This window comes from Nitrosomonas sp. Nm132 (assembly GCF_900100485.1).
Classification (GTDB): Bacteria; Pseudomonadota; Gammaproteobacteria; order Burkholderiales; family Nitrosomonadaceae; genus Nitrosomonas.
The window spans coordinates 1-18,646 of the sequence record NZ_FNDH01000026.1 but is presented as its reverse complement, the minus strand read 5'-3'; the positions used below and the strand labels follow the sequence as shown (position 1 = coordinate 18,646).

General features: G+C 45.9%; 13 protein-coding genes and 2 pseudogenes. 9 read left to right on the top strand and 6 right to left on the bottom strand.

Annotation, left to right across the window (positions count from 1 at the left end; translation table 11 throughout):
* Positions 1-254: 254 nt before the first annotated feature.
* From BLP80_RS09955 to BLP80_RS09930, 6 genes are all read left to right on the top strand, one after another.
* Complete coding sequence (locus BLP80_RS09955; protein ID WP_090542819.1) at positions 255-1,544, top strand: hypothetical protein; 1,290 nt, start codon at positions 255-257, stop codon at positions 1,542-1,544.
* A gap of 579 nt (positions 1,545-2,123) precedes the next feature.
* On the top strand, positions 2,124-3,461 hold the full coding sequence (locus BLP80_RS09950; protein WP_090542817.1) for a sugar-transfer associated ATP-grasp domain-containing protein: 1,338 nt from the start codon (positions 2,124-2,126) through the stop codon (positions 3,459-3,461).
* Positions 3,452-4,549: a phospholipase D-like domain-containing protein gene (locus BLP80_RS09945; RefSeq protein ID WP_090542815.1), complete on the top strand. Its 1,098-nt coding sequence runs from the start codon at positions 3,452-3,454 to the stop codon at positions 4,547-4,549. Before BLP80_RS09950 ends, BLP80_RS09945 begins: the two co-directional genes overlap by 10 nt.
* Before the next feature lie 17 nt (positions 4,550-4,566).
* The gene (locus BLP80_RS09940) at positions 4,567-5,967 is read left to right on the top strand and encodes a surface carbohydrate biosynthesis protein (RefSeq protein WP_090542813.1); all 1,401 of its coding nucleotides are present in this window, start codon (positions 4,567-4,569) and stop codon (positions 5,965-5,967) included.
* A 133-nt stretch (positions 5,968-6,100) separates the two neighbouring features.
* Positions 6,101-6,979 (top strand): N-acetylneuraminate synthase family protein, encoded by an 879-nt coding sequence (locus tag BLP80_RS09935; RefSeq protein WP_090542811.1) that lies wholly within the window; start codon positions 6,101-6,103, stop codon positions 6,977-6,979.
* A complete protein-coding gene (locus BLP80_RS09930) occupies positions 6,979-8,145 on the top strand; it encodes an N-acylneuraminate cytidylyltransferase (RefSeq protein WP_090542809.1) in 1,167 nt (388 codons plus the stop codon). The genes BLP80_RS09935 and BLP80_RS09930 overlap by 1 nt, the downstream gene beginning before the upstream one ends.
* A 735-nt stretch (positions 8,146-8,880) precedes the next feature.
* On the opposite strand, the gene BLP80_RS09925 is transcribed toward BLP80_RS09930, so the two are convergent.
* Complete coding sequence (locus BLP80_RS09925) at positions 8,881-11,349, bottom strand: vitamin K epoxide reductase family protein (RefSeq protein WP_256325037.1); 2,469 nt, start codon at positions 11,347-11,349, stop codon at positions 8,881-8,883.
* A gap of 363 nt (positions 11,350-11,712) precedes the next feature.
* Positions 11,713-12,837, bottom strand: a complete 1,125-nt coding sequence (locus BLP80_RS09915; protein WP_090542804.1) for a hypothetical protein — start codon at positions 12,835-12,837, stop codon at positions 11,713-11,715.
* A gap of 529 nt (positions 12,838-13,366) precedes the next feature.
* On the opposite strand from BLP80_RS09915, the gene BLP80_RS09910 reads away from it, so the two are divergent.
* On the top strand, positions 13,367-14,803 hold the full coding sequence (locus tag BLP80_RS09910; protein ID WP_090542856.1) for a DEAD/DEAH box helicase: 1,437 nt from the start codon (positions 13,367-13,369) through the stop codon (positions 14,801-14,803).
* A gap of 201 nt (positions 14,804-15,004) precedes the next feature.
* On the opposite strand, the gene BLP80_RS09905 is transcribed toward BLP80_RS09910, so the two are convergent.
* Complete coding sequence (locus BLP80_RS09905) at positions 15,005-15,322, bottom strand: hypothetical protein (protein ID WP_090542802.1); 318 nt, start codon at positions 15,320-15,322, stop codon at positions 15,005-15,007.
* Between the two features lie 128 nt (positions 15,323-15,450).
* Here BLP80_RS09905 and BLP80_RS09900 point away from each other — a divergent pair.
* Positions 15,451-15,615, top strand: a pseudogene (locus BLP80_RS09900) (IS5/IS1182 family transposase); the annotation flags it as partial.
* A gap of 87 nt (positions 15,616-15,702) precedes the next feature.
* Positions 15,703-16,038 (top strand): putative signal transducing protein, encoded by a 336-nt coding sequence (locus BLP80_RS09895; protein ID WP_090542854.1) that lies wholly within the window; start codon positions 15,703-15,705, stop codon positions 16,036-16,038.
* A 9-nt stretch (positions 16,039-16,047) separates the two neighbouring features.
* Here the strand turns inward: BLP80_RS09895 and BLP80_RS09890 are convergent, their stop codons facing one another.
* The 3 genes and pseudogenes from BLP80_RS09890 to BLP80_RS15195 form a co-directional block, all read right to left on the bottom strand.
* Entirely contained in the window at positions 16,048-17,511 is a 1,464-nt protein-coding gene (locus BLP80_RS09890; protein ID WP_090542801.1) for a DEAD/DEAH box helicase, read from the bottom strand.
* A gap of 41 nt (positions 17,512-17,552) precedes the next feature.
* Positions 17,553-18,332 (bottom strand): hypothetical protein, encoded by a 780-nt coding sequence (locus BLP80_RS09885; protein WP_090542799.1) that lies wholly within the window; start codon positions 18,330-18,332, stop codon positions 17,553-17,555.
* 217 nt (positions 18,333-18,549) lie between these two features.
* A pseudogene (locus tag BLP80_RS15195) lies at positions 18,550-18,646 on the bottom strand (cytochrome C554); the annotation flags it as partial.

Here is an 18,646-nt window from a genome sequence, read left to right as displayed (position 1 = left end):
CGCGTGATGATCACGCAGTATTTTGATTAATAGGGAAGTTTTGAGAAGGAGGGGTGTAGTGATTCATACACCCGACTGAGCAAAATCTTTCTTATTAATCAAAAGACAAGTGAGGGCACGTGCCAATTTATGAAATATTCTGGCTAATCATTAACTTAAGCTCCGTTTACACAAAATTTAGGACACCGCCCAGTTTTGCCGGAGCTAATTTACTTCTCCATTCCATCTTGGATGGATACTTTCTAAGAAATTGAATGAAAGCGCTTTTCTTTCTTCGTCATTATAATGATATCGATCATATTACTCCGGTCATTTCCAAATGGATTGAATCCGACCATGTTTGCGACATCATTCTGATAGGTAACCCGAAGTTTCGGAACGATTACCGTATTCAATATCTGAATAAACTGGATGGCGTACGTGTCGCTCATATCCGTGAGTTGTTGCCAGTGCTTCAATATGCCGGATGGCGACTGCAAACGCTGCTGTTGAGCCGGGGTTTACGGCACTCACTCACGGGTCCACTTGTTGTTGCTTTGAGTCGGATTTTCGATGCGGGCAAACGTGAGCGAATCTGGAGAAATACGACCCATCACCTGTTAATGCATAGTTTTGTCAACCTGAGCAATGGTGTGGTGGTATTCGACTGGATCACAAGAGATTCGCCAGTTTCCCTGGAGTGGGTCGAAATGGTTGTATCCATGGCGCACGCCATGGGTCTGGGAGCGGTATCGCTTCCTCATGGAGACAGTCCTCATGCCAGTCAGCTGATACGGCATGGAGAATGGCGCCTTCAGCCGGATAACCTCTATTCCGCGGGTCGAATATTCGATAAGCTGGTCGTGCCCAACGAACTATGCGCTAAACGCTTTCGCCCGTTTATGGATGATCAGGTGCTAACAGTACTGGGCTCACCACGCTACTGCGACGAATGGTTAGCCAAATTGGAAGAATTGCTACCCCCTTCACCGCTGGCAAGCTCCGGCAATCAGTTCAAAATCGTGATGTTCCTGAGAAAGAGTGATTTTACAATTTTCTGGGAAGAGGTTGGCGAGGTGGTGCGAATGATTGCTGCTTTTCCGGGAATAGTATTGGTGATCAAACCCCATACCCGTGGCGGCTGGAAACAATCCTTGACCAAGGATGCTTCACTGCACCGATTGTCGAATGTGAGCATCGCGGGAGACGGTATTCACTCGATTCATTTGATGAACTGGGCGGATATCATTATTGATCTCGCTACTTCGGTCGTATTTGAAGCAATCAAAGCAAGAAAACCGGTGCTGGCAGCCGACTACCTGCATGCTGGTCGCTCTGTAGTCGCTGAGTTCATGCCCGAAACAGAACTACGCTGCCGTGATGACGTCTATCAAAGAATCAATGAATTTCTTTCCAATGGCTGTGATTCTCTGTATAGAGAGAAACATCGGCAGCGCTTTATCAAGGAAATAATTGATGGTTCCGATGCAGATGTATTGCCACGTTATGTGAGTTTGCTAGAAGCGCAGGCTCAGCAGAGATCAGCAAAGAAAGATCAAATCTGATAATAAGTTGGCACTCCCCCAGTATCCTCCCACCTTGCTGTGCCTGCAGATGAATAGCCAACCACTACGCTTGGGTGCGGTGAACAGGATCATCCTTCGTGACTGGTGACGTGCAGACAGGCGTGTCTCAAGCATATGGATGATGCCCGGCATTCCTCTTCTGTTGCGTGTTTCACCAACACTTTGGGGCCGTGGCGTTTAGTTTAGGTTGGAAATAAAGATGCTATCGCTTAAAAAGACGACGACACAAGATTACCCAGCCAGATTACTTTCCAAGTAATTTGTCAGTGCGATGAACGACCAGAGAAGGCAGATGCATGCTGCATTTATCTGTGCTTTCTCAGCAACTCTTAATATTCCTGCTAGCACTTCTATAGCCGATCTCTTTCGTGCAACATGAAGATTATTCCTACGTATTTGCACGTATTCACTCATCTCCTATTTTACGATAATTTGTAACTCAAACTGGTAATAAGCACAGGATGGAGCTGTGCCTCCTGGATTAGGAATAAGGGAGCGTGGAAAGCTAATTCAACTCATCATGTATCTGCCTGATGCAAATTGGGAGGAATCACAGCAATGAAAAAAATTGATTTGAGTATAGACAAGATCACGCGTGATTTGAGTGCGGCATTCTTGATCTTCTCCGAGCTACCCGATGATGGTACGGTAGCAGCTTCAATCCATCGGTACTTCCAGCGTGAAATATGGAACGAAACCAGGCTGGTTGATCGCTTCATAATGTATGCAGCACTCCCATTGGTACCATTTATGGCAGCCTTGCTGGCCACAGTCTTCACTACGCTCAATGGACGCTTCATCAAAAAACAAACGGGCAAGGGAATTGCCCGGCAAACCTATGAGCAAATCGGACTCGCTAACCGATTTGCAATCCTGCCACCTTGGCGCTACATTTTTGAACTGCACGATGACAGTAAGAAAGCGCATGCTGGTGAATACCTGAATCACTTCGAAATGAAAGCGGGTCTCTACAAGTTATTGCGATATTACAATGGAGGTCTTCCTATCCCTGCCGAACGCAGTGCAGGGTGCATCAAGGACAAGGCACGCCTCAAGACTCGCTGCAATGATAATGGCATTGCAACAACACCTATCCTTTGGATTATTGAGAAAGGGCAAATCATCAAAATTGATTGGCGGAGTACAGAAGAGCTGCCTGAAATGGATCTTTTCGTGAAACCATCGGCTGAGCAAGGTGGAGGAGGTACTTCGCGTTGGAATTATTTGGGTTCAGGGCAATTTCGATATAGCGATGGCAAGATCATGACGGGAGACGAAATGCTTGGACGCTTGCAGAAAACTTCAGAGCACAAGGCCTATCTTGTTCAGCCACGGCTCGTAAACCACCGAGAAATAATCGATCTTGCCAATGGTACGCTGGCCACCATCCATGTTATGAGCTGTCGTAATGAGTCAGATGACTATGAAGTGACCAATGCGGCCTTTCGTATGGCGCGCAGTACCGCTTCGGTCGTCGGCAATTACCATGCCGGAGGAATTGCAGCGAATGTCGATATCCAGACGGGTGTATCAGGAAGAGGCACTCGTGGGGCCTGGGGAACAGCGACAGACGGAGGGTACGAAAGACATCCTGAGGCGAATGCGCCAATCTTGTATCGCAAGCTTCCGTGCTGGCCTGAATTGATCCATTTTGTACAGCATGCCCATAGCCGCCTCTTCTCAGATCAGGTGGTAATCGGCTGGGATATCGCTATACTTGACACGGGTCCTTGTTTAATCGAGGCCAATAATAAGGCGCTCGATTTAGATATCGTCCAGCGTGCCAAGAGCGGCCCTGTTGGTAATAACCGATTCGGTAAACTGCTAGCGTTTAATCTGAGACGAACCGTTGTTGCCAAGTATGCCCCCTTGAAGGTGCATTCATTATGCAAATGAACTCAGCTTACGAGATTTATTTTGGTGGACCAGACCGATCATCAGGTTATCTTCGTAATCTGTTGACACAGCATATCGCAGCTGTTCCGGCGGGCGGCTCTATCGATTGGGTTACTTATTATTTTCGTGATTTAGAGGTGGCCAGAGCCCTCATTCAGGCCCACAGGCGAGGAGTCAGGGTTACGGTGTGCCTGGCAGGCAAACCTCGTGTTTCCGATGCCAATGATAATGTGATTGCCATGCTTTCGGGACCAGAAGGTCTGGGTGACAGGTTTCGTACAATAACACTTCCAGGAATACCTTCCCCTCGAAGGAGGTCATGGAGACCTCAATTACATGAAAAGTTGTACTGCTTTTCGCATCCTGAACCCGTTGCCTTCATCGGCTCTTTTAATCCATCAGGAAACCGGCTGGAAGAGCGGCCGGATCTCATTCGGGAGATTGGCGATCAGAATCAGGGCCATAATATGCTCATTGGATTTCATGAGCCGTTGCTCGTCGAGCAACTGGTAAAGCATGCCCGACAGTTGCATCAAACCCCGCCTGGATTACTTTATCGATTTTCTGCTCACGCAAACTATGCCATCAAGGGTATTGATACCACTATTCATTTTTTACCCAGCATGCGTCCCCATCCAGTCATGCAATTCCTGCAGCAGGTGGGTAAAGGTGCGCATGTCCGCATCGCGGCATCGCACATCAGAACGAAGCGCGCTGTTGGTGTGATGATCGAGCTTGCTAACCGCGGTGCAATGGTGGAAGTCATTGCGGAGCCAACGCTCCGGCGTGTCACTCCCACTGTAGAACACCGTCTGATCGCTGCCGGAATTCATTTCAGGCGGTGTAGGCAATTTAATGGCCTACCCATGCATCTTAAGTTCGTGTTAGTGGAAGACCGTGGTCAGAACTGGTCGATTTTTGGCAGTTTTAATTGGACGAAGCCTTCCTTCTGGTTGAATCACGAAATTATTGCCATTTCAAATAATCCCCAGATTTTCAACGCTTTTTCCGATCGATGGAAGATGCTGGAGAATGAAAAAGCCATCACATCCGTGACAACTGAGCGGCTTTATCCAATGACTGTTTAATTCAGACGCTATTTCATATGAAAAATCAAGCCTCAACGCTTATCATCCCTGTGGAAAGCCAAGTTCGCGAACTGGATGCGAAAATTCTTTTGTCCTGTGTCGCAGCCGAACGCGGTTTTCCGGTCATCATCGGTTCCCGGGCCTTCACTCATTTCCAGGCGGCCTCGATTCCAAGGGGCGTTTACTTAGCGAAAAGTATGCGTAGCCTGAGCAACTCGATGTTTAAGATCCTGCGCCAACTGGGTCATGAGATTATTGCATGGGAAGAAGAGGCACTGGTCCATCCGCCAGCAGCGACCTATTTTTCTCTCCGCCTGTCTCCTCTGACTATCAAAAATGTATCCCATGTATTTGCCTGGGGTCAGGAAAATGTTGATCTGCTTCGGCAGTACCCTGCACTGCCCGAAAATCTGCCCATCCATATTACCGGAAATCCGCGCGGTGACATGCTGCGATCAGAAATTCGCCCTTACTTTGCTACCGAGGTTGAAAAGTTGCGTAATCTTTATGGAGATTTTATTCTTATCAACACCAACTTTAGTGATGTAAACCCCTATATTCCGCATGTGGGTTTGTTTCTGCCAACAAAAAATCACCTGAAGCCGGCACGTCTTGGTCAAGCTGGCATGGGAATGAGCAGGGAATTTGCTGAAGGACTGCGAGATCATAAGCTGGCAATTCTGGGGGACTTCAAGCAGCTCATTCCCATGCTCGAGCAAGCCTTTCCTGAGCTAACCATTGTTGTCCGGCCTCACCCGAGTGAAAGCTATCAGCTTTACCACGAGATTGCTGCAAAATGCCCGCGAGTCATTATAACGAATCAGGGCAATGTTATTCCCTGGTTACTCGCTGCAAAAGCAATGGTACACAATGGGTGCACGACTGGCCTGGAGGCTTATGTTCTAGGGGCTCCTGCTATCTCCTATTTAGCGACACTGAACAAATATTATGACTATGACTTTCAGGGCTTGCCTACCAAGCTCAGTTATCAATGTTTTAATTTTCAAGAGCTGGCGGAGACTTTGTCTCAGATTCTTAGGGGTGATTTGGGAGCAGCGGAGAGTCAGGAACGCCAAGATCTCATCGATTACTATCTGGCTGCACGAGACGGGCCATTTGCTTGTGAGCGGATTATTGATGTTCTGGAAGCCGGTGGCTACAATGAAAAACAGCCGCCAGCCAAACCACTCGGCACCTATCTTCAAGGGCAGCTATTTGCCAGGCTAAAGGCTGCTTTGACGAGTCTATATATGCGCCGCTCAGGTCCTAACCGGCAGGCATATCATGATCACCGTTTTCCGGAACTCTCAGTGGTAGAAGTAGAGCAGAAAATTGGACGTTTTGGTGAGTTATTGAAGCGCTTTAATACGATCAAAGTTGAACCTTATGCAAAGCATGTGTTTAGGATTAGCGCCTAAAGTTCCTATTTCTTGGAGGGGGCCATTAAATTGAAAATATCATTTGGCTGATAGTTGGAATATAGTACAGTAAATTTGTAATAAAAATTTGTTTGTCTGTAGGATTGAATGACTCACTCAACATTATCTATCTATGAAAACACCCAAAGTTGTTGCTGAAATAGGCTGTAACCATAAAGGTGACATTGAGATTGCTCGGGAGATGATAAGGGTCGCTGCGAGCTTCACTAAATGTGATTTCGTCAAGTTCCAGAAACGATCGAATAAGGAATTGCTCACGCCAGAAGAATACCATGCACCCCACCCCAATTCTCAAAATAGCTATGGGAGAACCTACGGTGCTCATCGTGAATTTCTAGAATTTGATATCGAGCAGCATCAACAGTTGAAGCAGTGGTGCCAAGCATATGGCGTTGGTTATTCGACCTCAGTCTGGGATATTACCTCAGCAATGGAAATTGCAAGTCTCAGCCCAGAATTCATCAAGATACCGTCAGCGTGCAATCTCAATTTCACCATGCTGGAATTTCTTGCTCGCAATTATCGCGGTGACATCCATATCTCCGCAGGTATGACCACCCCCTCTGAGCTGGAACAGATTGTAGCTTTGATGGAAGCATCTGACGCCGCCCATCGAGTTGTCTTGTATGCCTGTACTTCAGGCTACCCTGTTCCTTTTGAACAAGTCTGCTTGCTGGAGCTACGATCGATACAGGACCGATTTGGCTCACGCATTAAGGAAATTGGCTTCTCAGGGCATCATCTCGGTATAGCTGTTGATTCTGCAGCCGTGGCATTGGGCGCCTCCTGGATTGAACGGCACTTTACTCTGGATCGAACCTGGAAGGGAACCGATCATGCCGCCTCATTGGAGCCGGATGGATTACGCAAGCTGGTTCGGGATGTGCGCGCCGTATCCAATGCATTGACATTTAAGGATCAGTCCATACTGGAAATCGAGCTGCCACAGCGCAACAAGCTCAAACGCTTTAAAGGAGTTCATTTCAACTGATGCGTTGGGTCGCTTTCATGCCCTTGCGCGCGAATTCAAAATCGATTCCTGATAAGAACATCCGCTCCATCGCAGGCCGACCGTTATTTGCCTGGAGTCTGGAACAGGCAATCGTCTCACAGTGTTTCAACGAAATTTACGTTGCCACTGATTCATCAAGAATCCGCAGAATGGTACTGGATGAATTTTCTTCCGGTGTGACGGTACTGGATCGCTCGGCTGAAACGTGCACAGACACAGCCAGTACAGAAAGTGCACTGCTTGAGTTTCAACAACGAATATCGTTTGATGTGGTAGGTCTGATTCAGGCAACTTCACCGCTTACCCAGGCAGACGATTTCCATGCTGCCAGGCATAAATTTGTTGCAGAAAATCTCGACTCTCTGCTGACTGCGGTATCATCGAAACGTTTTTTCTGGACTCAATCAGGAACACCCCTTAACTACCATCCTGCCAAACGTCCAAGACGGCAGGATTTTGAAGGATGGCTAATGGAAAATGGTGCCTTTTATCTGACTCGAGCAAAGGTATTGGAAGAAACAGGGAGCCGTTTAGGGGGACGCATTGGTATTCATGAGATGCCTGCTGAAACTGCAATCGAGATAGACGATGAAGCTGACTGGATTGTGGTGGAACAACTTTTGCTCAGGCAGAAATTGGCCTCAATCCAGATGGGTGCTTCACAGATTAAGGCATTCATACTGGATGTGGACGGTACTCTGACCGATGGGGGCATGTATTATGGAGCGGATGGCGAGGCGCTAAAAAAGTTTAATACTCGCGATGCGCATGGTTTGCAATTGCTACGTGAAAATGGCATCAGGGTTTGTGTCTTCAGCTCTGAAGACAGCCCTGCTGTGGCTGCGAGAATGAAAAAACTCAATATTGCTGAATACTATCCTGGAATAAGAAATAAATTGGCAGCACTCGAGCGCAAGATTAAGTTATGGGGTATTTCTTTACAAGATATTGCCTATATGGGAGACGATCTCTGTGATTTAGAGTGCCTAAGCCAGGCAGGTGTTGCCCTTTGTCCAGCAGACGCCGTTCCGGAAATTCTGCAGCGGGCTCATTACGTGTGTACCCGTCCGGGTGGGCATGGCGCCGTCCGTGAAGCCTGTGATCTGATTATCAGAATAAAGCCAAGGACTATCATTTCAAAATGACAATTCTGCAGGTTGACTCAAGATCGAGTGTAGAAGGTCAGATGCATGAGAAACTAGCCAATTCATCCGATCTGGCGCAAAGCTTGATATGTGGAGCAAATGGTTAGCCCGAATATTTCATAAATTCGCGTGATGATCACGCAGGATTTTGATTAATAGGGAAGTTTTGAGAAGAAGGGGTGTAGTGATTCATACACCCGACTGAGCAAAATCTTTCTTATTAATCAAAAGGCAAGTGAGGGCACGTGTCAATTTGTGAAATATTCGGGTTAGCCTGCTTATCGGTATCCTTTTGACCTTAATGTGGGTTCTAGATGGCGGTTTTAGCTGGCTAGGCCAAATGATTAAAGAGCCTTTGGTACTAGCAATACTATTTTTATGCACTGTGCTTACACTTGGAATTCTTTGGAGAAAAACTACCCTAGTCGGCGTATCTAAAATGGAGAAGGTATTTTGCCTTCCTGGTTTCATTCCTTTTTTATCTCTTTTGAACAAAGATCGCTTGATTGGAGATCATACTGATGATCTACTTGGCAAGCACAAACAGCGATAAAGAAAATAAATTCAGGCTATTAATTTTTCTGCTCTATAAAACAAGGATCAGAGCCTGCTTAGCATTGTACCGTCATTATTCGCTTGTGATTCCAGTATTGTATTCATTTCCATTAGGGAAATTTTCTAATGGAAAATCTGGGATAGTTCTAATTCGCGCACCTGGAGTGATCTACGATCCCCTCAAACAATGAACCGGTCCCACTTTCCGTAACGATTGTGTATTGCCCCACGCGGCAAGCTGAATGCGATTAAAAGCAATCCACATAATATACTGGAAATCAATGACGCCATACTTGTGTCATAAAAGAAAGGGGTGACTAATGAAGCGGTGCCAAGTGGTATGATAAAGAATCGGCTGGCACGACCCGACTCGGCCAGAGCAGTGATGGCCACAGTCAGTACCAGTGAGCCAATTAAATGATCTGCATTGGCCATACTTGTTCCTGCATCCAGCGTGGCACGCGTAAACATCAGCCAAATCCCAATGGGGATACACAACACCAAATTCCAGGGTAACGTCACGCCCCCCCCCAGTATTTCCTTGAGAATTTTTGATGGTCTTTGTACAAAATCCTCTTCAATTAACTCCCATTTTCCCTCATCGGTATCTCCCTGGAAGAAAACGCGTAAAAGCGAGCGTCCCTGTTTCTTTCTACGGTAAAGAAATTGACCAGTTGCGATCAATTCATCGATGGAATAGGGAATTTGTATCAGCATGGCCGCTGCAGCAATCAAACATAAGGTGCACCATGTCCCGATCAGGATAGGTTGAATGATGATAAAGAAAATGGAAACGATGCCCAATGGCACAATCATGATACCGAATAATATCACCAGCCAGGGCATCGTGCGCCAACGTCTTGCAGAACCGATAATACCTGTCAGAATTTCGAGTGCATAAGTCATTGCCCCCAGCCCGGCATCTGGCACCGGCCAGGCCTTGGAAATAGATGAAGTGATAATTTCTTCGGTTCCATTTTGTGGATCCTGCAAGGAGCCTACAAAAAATGGCTCCCATACACCATCGATATGACCAAGCTGATAAGCGCACAGATAGCGGGATATAAAGAAGCCGACAAATGCCAATATGATGATCGGCAAGCGCTGAAACCAGCTAGAAGGCGAGTAGGACCAACCTGGTGGTATGGTCGGTCCGGTTTGTGCCGCCACTGCTGAAACACCTGGTACCGGAGGAGTTAAAACTGCAAAACCCATGACCAGCATACCAATAATCGTGTCGTTGAGATAAGCCGTTGCGCTTGGCGCCCAGAAGATCAATGGCGCACTCAATAGCCAGAATCCTACTGCACCACACAGCCAGCGAACCAGACCAAAACGCCAGGATAAGGATATGAATGATAAAACGAGAAGCACCCCTCCTGAAATAATATCGCTCCAGACCAAGGCTTGCGATTCGTATTCCATCATCAACGGGGCGGTTATGAGCCAAAAGGCTAGACCCATATTGAGGAAATGCGCCCAAATATTTTCATTATGCTGGCGGCGGTATTCTGTTTCATGCTTGCGCCTGATCTGATCAGCGTTCTTATGTTTTTCTTTCGCTGTTTGCACCCAGTCCGGCAGCAGAATGCCGTTCCTTTTATACCAGCTGGCAGGGTCTTTCTTCAGACTGGCAACGAGATCTTTTAAGCCATCATAAATATTATGCTTCGGCTGCCAATCCAGTAATTCTCGCGCCCGGCTGATATCGAGATCGTAATGATCGGAAGCCAGGTCAATCATGAATGGTTTGATAAAAGGTTTCTTGCCTTGATCAATGGCATCAGGAATAATGGGCTCGGCTTGTTCCTCCAGCCATGCGCCCGACTTGGCGACAAATTCCGGAACATCTATCGTTTGCCACTCCTTCTTGCCGAAAATCAGGTTACCAATCCGGTTTTGCAATTCCCGATAGCCCATCACCTCACTCTCGCCAGCAAGCAGGATATTGGCTTTCGGCAGTTTCTTGCGGCGATCCACTACACGTGTGAACAGATCCACCATGTCTTCTTTATGGATAAAGGCCTGACCGGCCATCAGATCACCCGCATAAAGATGGCTTTTGAGGTCGCGTTCATAAATTCGGGCAATCTGGTGAGATAATGTGGGTACCGCGCTATCGTTATCATAAACGCCGGCTAATCGCAAAATAGTAAAAGGGATATTGCCGTGTTGTTGCTTGATGATTTTTTCTGCTTCGGCTTTGGATTGTGGATACACCCAACTAGGTCTAAGGGGCATATCTTCATTGATTTTTTGGCCTGGCACGCTTGGCTCGTGAACTAGCATTGTGCTGGAATAGATGAGACGCTCGATCTCAAAATCCTGCATAATTTTAAGTAAACGCCGGGTACCTTCAATAGTGACACTTTGATAAAGTGGATTGGGTTCGCCAGTAAAATCAAAATATGCCGCTAGATGAATAACAGCAGCGATTTTCTGTCCATACTGTATACGTATTTTGTTAAATGCTGATTTTACGGAATCTTCAGACGTCAGATTGCAAGCAATACTGGTATCTGCTTTATCACACGAATTGATATCAAGCCCAACCACGTAATAATTTTTTCTCAAGGCTTCGCAGAGCGCACTACCGATATTTCCCGAAGCGCCTGTTATAACAACAATCTGTTTTTGTTGAGTATCCATGTTCAACATTCTCACCCAAAATGGGGATTTTTATTTTTCAGAATCATTTTGTATACCTCCACAAGGCAGAATATTTACTTTCTGACCAGAAGAAAAACACGAAAAAACGTAGAAGACTGCCTTTTATTCTCAACGCTCTTGACCACATTGATTTCAGTACCGATAATCATCCTTGCACATCATACATAGATTATCTTATTAGAATATTAACTCTTGAGTGAGTTTCACGGCACTTGTTTTGCTTATCCTTATGGAGGCGCAGAGGATAAGATGTTGTTTTTTGCCAGCAACGCTTCCTATCCTGTCACGCACAGAAAATAAAAGGACCGGTCTTTCTTCTTGGTAAGTATGGAAATCTTAACTTCAGTCCGCACCTTCAGAGGTAGAAACTACCAGTTTTATAGAGGACGACTTGTCATAACCCAATTCCTTCCATCCAATCTCACCGGGCCGTGGCCGCAGGTTTGGAAAAGCTTCATCAGCAAATACCTGCCTGGCCCTAGAAGTATCGATCATCAGAAAGAAGCCATTGTTCTGATAGCCATAATCGATTTGCGTGTTTCCAGCATAGGCCTCACCCAATTCCCATTCTCGAGGTGACTCTCCGAACAAGGGTAACCGCAAGGTTCCCAAGCTGTAATGATGCGTCGCCATCACCAGTTGGCCCAGGTAAACCCCTTCATCAATCTGTACCAGTTCATTGACCAACCGGGTCATCGGGAAAGCCGGATGGAGTTCAGGCCAACGATAATTCAGTTGATACACTGCCTTGCCGTTCATTTCCTCGACTACCGAATTACCTGGTAACGCCAGGAAAATTCCTCCTGTCTTGACATAAGGAATAGCTTTTTCCTTATCGAGATTTATCGAGAGTAATGGGCTATCGAAACCCCGTGCACTCGGATCCAGAGGGCGGTCCTTCAGCTCCCAGAACTGCGTGAGAACAGGTAAACCAAAGCTTTGCAGGAAATTGGGTTGATGAGGTTCACGGAAAAAATTGCGACCTATTCTAGTGACGGTTGGATCGTATCTTTCCATCATCACCGGATTATTGTCACATTTAGCAGCGAAGACTTCTCTGGAAACAGGCTCAAAGGTTTTTCCCATCCAAAGTCCCGTGCTCGCGTAAGCAGCATTCCAGAGCGTCGCCATCCACTCGATGTGAGACCGCATAGATCTACTATGGTCGTATTTTTTAGCTGTCTCCTTGAAATAATCGCTGTCACGAATGGAAATTGGAACACCGATCATCGGGCCATTCAGAAGCGTACTTTTTCCACATTTAAACAGCGTCATCAGTTTCTCATGGATGCCATCCCATTCTTCACGTCGTCGATTGTCTTCCAGAATTTTCCGGTAGCCAGCCAGCATGGGAAGCATCTCTCCCTTGAAATCATTGGCGATAATGGTTTCCACAGCGCCGGCCAGCGCTTGCTTCTCTTCCACTGTTGCACATGGGAAATTTTCAGTATTGAGATAATGACCCATCTTCCTTGCCCTTTCACTGAGCTGATCACTTTAGCATCGCTAAGGATAAGAGAAACATGCCTGGAAAGTATTGACTTTTATCAATACCTTATAATTGAATCGACAAATCAATCCCTCCCATTTACCTATGCTTATAAACAAGGATATTTTGTGCCTTCTCCATTCAGTGGAAACAAATTATGCAATCATTGCAGAATTGACCACCATAAAAAACTTCTGCTCGTCTTTCCGCATTGAACTGGTCTGATCCAGACCTTGTCTGATAAATATTCATTTTTTTATCCTGCAAGCCCCTATAATGCGAAATCCCTGCACCCAACCAATCAGTGCAGCGACTTTCTTTTCATCCGATCAGTTCGATGTTCTTCTGGTGTCGATCACTACTGATCTTTTATTCGTCTGCCTCGATTGGTGCTACTCATGAGTGGCAGGCCGTCGCAGGAGTATTATCTTGTCTGTTGAACTAAAAACCTTAGAAACAACCCTTACCACCCCTGACTTCGCTACACTAGGATTAAGTCAGCCCATCATGCACGCCATTGCTGATGCCGGCTACATCACACCCACGCCTATCCAGGTCAAGGCTATCCCACAAATATTGAGCGGCGGCGATCTGCTTGCTGGCGCACAAACGGGTACCGGCAAAACGGCCGGCTTCACATTACCCATTCTCCAACTACTGAGTCAGAAAAAAGCTGCCAGCAATACAAAAGGCCGCCCACGCTGTCTAATATTGACGCCCACACGCGAGCTCGCTGCGCAAATAGAAGAAGCAGTCAGAACCTATGGCAAATATCTACCACTGACCTCTGCTGTGATATTCGGTGGAGTCAATATCAACCCGCAAATCATGCGCTTGTGCAAACCGCTGGATATCCTGGTCGCCACTCCTGGCCGTTTGCTCGACCACGCTGGCCAGAAGACGCTGGATTTATCCGGCATCGAAATCCTCGTGCTGGATGAGGCCGATCGTATGCTGGACATGGGCTTTATCCACGATATTAAAAAAATTCTTGCACTGCTGCCTGAACAAAGACAAAGTCTGCTCTTTTCAGCCACATTCGCTGACGAAATCAGGGCGCTGGCCACTGCTCTGTTACATAACCCGGGTTTTGTTGAAGTCGCACGCCGCAATACCGCATCGGAATTGGTCGAACAAACAGTGCATTTAGTGGATCAAAGTCATAAACGTGATCTGATGAGTCATCTGATCACGCACCATAACTGGCAACAGGTGCTGGTTTTTACCCGCACCAAACATGGCGCCAATCGCCTGGCAGAAAAGCTGATCAAAGATGGTATCGAAGCCGCCGCAATTCATGGCAACAAGAGCCAGGGAGCCCGCACCAAAGCATTATCCGAGTTCAAGGAGGGATCGGTACGCGTGCTGGTAGCGACCGATATCGCCGCACGTGGGCTGGATATCGACCAACTGCCGCAAGTGGTGAATTTCGAGCTGCCAAATATCCCCGAAGATTATGTGCATCGCATCGGTCGCACGGGCCGAGCAGGCAGCCCGGGCGCGGCGATATCGCTGGTGGATCACGAAGAAATGAAATACCTGCGTGACATAGAGCGCTTGATTAAACGCGAGATTCCCAAAAAAATCGTCGAAGGATTTATTGCGCCTATCAAAATAGAACCCGAAACGCCAAGACTGCCCAGACAACCACAACGCCGCACCGCTAGCCAAAGCAAGAAACCAAACCAGATCGATAGGAAGGCTGGGAAACGCACCCCCCCACCAGCAAATGGTCGCACGGAAAATGAGCGCCTAGAACAACGCAATCCCAATCGTGCACCCCAATCAAAATCGGCAGGCAAGCAGCTATCAGGCAATGCGCAAAACTCATCTAAAAAACAACCTGCCAAGAAAATGTCTGAAGCTGCACGCCATCAGGCCATGCCACAGACAAGCTGGTTTTCGCCAAAATCAAGTCACCATTCAGGTAATCGCGGGCGCTAATCGATGAAGAGAAGGGTAGATGCATATGCTTCCCTCATCGCCATCAAGAAAATTTTGTTCTGTACGGTAGAACGCACATAGATTGTGACCATGCTGGTTGCCACCAGCAAACTCCTGCGCGTTCTACCGCCTTCACTCTACATCGAGTCTCTGTAGGTACCGATAGGCTTTGATGTGATGAATAAGAAGATCGTATTGAAACTAAATACACTTGAGATTATCAATTTTAGGCAGATATTCAGATTCTTCATCCCAATCTTCATCATCATCATCTTCTTCGATTGGAATACTCCTGGCCAAAAAGTAATCGCTGTCGATCTGTCCCTTGCTATGGAACTTGGAAAAAATTTCAAGTAGCTTGCTTTGGGACTCCCAACCCCCTATTTCTTTTTCATACTTAACTCCATCTACCCAGCAGAGAAAGAATTTTTTATTGCAATTAAATGCTCCGTATCCGTATGCTTGATTAAACTGCACTTCTTCTTTTTGCTGCGCTATGTAGTATCCCGCGTTATCCATTTTCAACTCCCTATTAAATTAAATACTAAGTGTATTTAACTCTATTACGGCAAAGCTCATCAAAACTATACTAAGCTCACCGTTCTTAGAGCCTGTTCACGATCATGTAAATGTCGTAGGCTCTGGGGATGAGGAAGAGATACCCAAGCGATATTAGCCGAGAGGCATTTGAAGATATCCGGTCTCTGTTGGAGAGCGTGCGCAAGCAGACGAAACCAAGGATGGTTGATTTATATGAAGTATTTTTCGGCGTGCTGTATTTGCTGAAAAGCGGGTGCCAGTGGCGGATGATGTGAGGAAAATAAATTAATCGATTTATACCTGACATATCAGCAGCTTCTATAAAATAGCCAGAGTCATTGTTTGGTTTTATACTCATTATGAAAAAACTCTATTCCGCTAACAATCTGATCGAAGCGCAAATGATCCTTTACCTGCTGGAACATGCTTATATACGGGCAAAGGTATTGAATACCCATGCACAAGGTGGGGTAGGCGAAATTCCCTTCACCCATACCTATCCAGAGATATGGATTGTTCATGACGACGATCTCGAAAAAGCACGATCGATTATCGATGCGTACGAAAACACACCGATTGAAGTAGGTTATGTGCATTGCCCTGCTTGTGGTGAGCAAAATCCACGAAATTTCCAGTTATGCTGGCAATGTGGTGAGGGATTAGAGATTGCGCATTTGAAATTGGATGGTACCTGATCGTCCTGCCTAATCTTGTTTATGTTTATCAATAACGGGGGGGACAAAAAGTGCCGGAATAACTTTCTTGTTCGATTTGTAGATAGACTGAGAGATTTTATCGGGTGTGTCTGACTTCTTTACTAACGCCATGGGCACATAGGGTTGAGTAAAAATTGGATCAATCGGTCGGGAAGGTTTATTTCTAGCATAATCAGCCGGCTGCGACTTATTCACCTGACTACTATTACGTCTGTCTAAGCCAGGTTTATGATGTGCTGACTTACCATTATGCCGATGACGATCCGTATTTTGTGGTAAAACCGAATGATTGGCCTTCTCAGCTTCAAACCCGTTCACTTTCTTTACAATCAGTTTTGTTTTAAGCAGCTTCTCGATTCCAGCGAGGAATTCCTTTTCATTCTCACTGACTAACGAAATGGCATTTCCTTTGCTTCCCGCACGACCCGTTCGTCCAATTCGATGAATATAATCTTCTGGAACAGTCGGTAGCTCGAAATTAATCACATAAGCAAGACTCTCTATATCCAACCCCCGTGCAGCCACATCAGTAGCAACTAATGCCTGAATTTTCCCTTCTTTAAAATCATTGAGCGCCTGGGTACGCTGTTGTTGATTCTTGTCTCCATGAATTGCTGTTGCCAGCAATTCATATTGTATAAGTTGTTTGACCAACCGATCTGCACCTTGCTTGGTTCTAACAAAAATCAATACTTGTTTAAGATCATTTTGTTTAATTAACTGCACCAGTAATTCAGGCTTGCGCTCAGATTCAACCAAATGCACAACATGCGAGATGGATTGATTAATTGCATTGCGTTTTGCAGCCTCAATTAAAATCGGCTGTTTTAGTAGCTTGTCTGCAAGCTGCTTGATTTCCTCAGAAAACGTAGCAGAAAAAATCAGGCTCTGTCGCTGCGGTGGTAGCAACATGAGAATGCGCTTGATATCTGGCAAGAAACCCATATCAAGCATACGATCGGCTTCATCAAGCACTAAAATGGCTATCTTGGATAGATTGATTGTTTTCTGTTCAATATGATCCAGTAGGCGACCGGGTGTTGCAACCAATATTTCTATACCAGCTTGCAGTTCCTTTATTTGAGGATCAATGCTGACACCACCAAAAATGACGGTACTTTTTAACTGCAAATACTTCCCATAGTTTCTTACATTGTCATATATCTGCGTTGCAAGCTCACGCGTAGGCGCAAGTATCAGTGCTCGAAGAGGATGCTTAGCTGGCGAGGTGCCGGAGTTTTCGTGAGGTTGCAATCGATGCAGCATGGGTAACGTAAAACTGGCTGTTTTACCTGTACCTGTCTCGGCACTGCCCATGATATCTTTGCCTTCGAGGATATGGGGAATGACTTGGGCTTGTATTGGGGTAGGTTTGACGTAGCCCTGATCTGCGATCGCTCGCAAAAGCTCATCTGATAAATTTAATTGATCAAATGCTGTAATACGACTCATAAGCTGCTCAGTCTTCTCGACTGAATTTAAACATTGTTTGATTACTCTATCTCCTGTTGAATACTTCGTTTAGATTTATCAGTTTTTAGCCACTCGCTAAACTTATTCATTATATTTAGGACGATGGGTGCACCACCCATCGCGGCGGCATCAACTAGACAGTACCAAGCAGCGACACCGCTGGGAGGATTCCCTTGCGATAAGTTAAATATCGGCTCAAGCTTCGCCCAATACCATGTTCCAGCTGCGGTACCAATCAATTCTAACCACGTAGTAATAAAAAAAGCGGCCAGATAAACCATTGGGGATCTACCTTTAAACAGATAGATAAGAAACACACAAAATAATATTGCCCCTACTTGATCTCCCTGCTCGGAAATACCACTAATACCCCAAAGCGACCAGACACCACACACGACCACAACAAATACAGCAATTTTCCTCGCATATCTAAGAAAAAAACCTGAACGAGCCAATGCGACGGCCGTTAAATAAACCATTCCATGTCCTGGTGGTACATATAAGGGCACATTTTCAAATCGGTAGGTATACCCCCCCATATAAACAGAGGCAAAATGCTCACCTGCTGTTGCAAATGCCACAGCAATCACCACTTGAATTCTTATTTCCTTGTTTTCGCCCACCAACAATCCAATTAAGAATATCCATGCTATAACCCCCAAAAGGTTTTGTATAATCAGATTCGCATGGGCGTCAATGACTAGGCTTACTGCTACACAAAAAAACGTAAAAGCGGCAATGAAGTAATCTCGCTTACTGTGGACACAAATAACATCAGACGCAGGGAAATAACGAAGCATTTTCTACCTTACCAAAATAAAAAACTCGTCATTTCCGACGAGCATGATTGTGGCCTTTGTACTCTATATTCACATCAAGGTATATTGTGCAAAGTGCACACTCTTCTATCTTCTTTTGGAAGATAGATCCAGAGGTTATAGGAAGAAATCTAGCTGGAGAAATGATTTTATTTCTCCAGCATAGATATTGATGAGATCTTACCGGAAACAAACAGTTTTACTCTTTTCCTTTTTTATCGTCTTTTTTAGCTACTTTAGCACTAGCCTGGAATTCATCATGAAACTTAAATTTAGGCTCACCCGCAAAAGTGCCA